1 pseudogene is annotated in these 456 nt (G+C 54.8%); it reads right to left on the reverse strand.

Going from position 1 to position 456, the window contains the following annotated elements:
- A pseudogene (locus tag ACKWMY_RS28335) lies at nt 1-354 on the reverse strand (DNA primase); the annotation flags it as partial.
- Between the last annotated feature and the right edge of the window lie 102 nt (nt 355-456).

A 456-nucleotide genomic window follows, 5' to 3' on the forward strand; every position in this document is an offset into this window, starting at 1 on the left:
AGGTGGCGGGGCGGCGTTGAACAGGCTATTAATCCGATCAGCGTCGGCCAGCACGGCCACCAGCTCTTTACGGCTGATAAACTCCAGCACCACCGCTTCACGCTTCTCCCTGGCAGGTTCGGGGGCTAAGTTGGAGGAAAACCCGTTATCAGTCAGCCATTCAGGGGTGACATTCCCGATCGCAAACGCACTCAGCCGTACAGCCAGATCATTGAGTGGCGTTCTCGTTGTTGTTTGCAGTATGGCCTTTGCCGCTACAGCTTTCTCTATAGGACGACCGTTAACCCAGCGGTAGACGCAGGAGAACAGCTCATTCGGCCATTGGCTGGTGTTAACCTTCTGTGGCTTGCTCATACCTTTGGCCTCACTGTCATGATGAATTTACCGATCAGTGGGTGGAACCAGTATTTGCTGCCGTATTTGCGCTTGGCACCCTTGATGACGATCAGCGCCGCT

Source organism: Serratia sp. J2 (genome assembly GCF_046269175.1).
Lineage (GTDB): Bacteria > Pseudomonadota > Gammaproteobacteria > Enterobacterales > Enterobacteriaceae > Chania > Chania fonticola_C.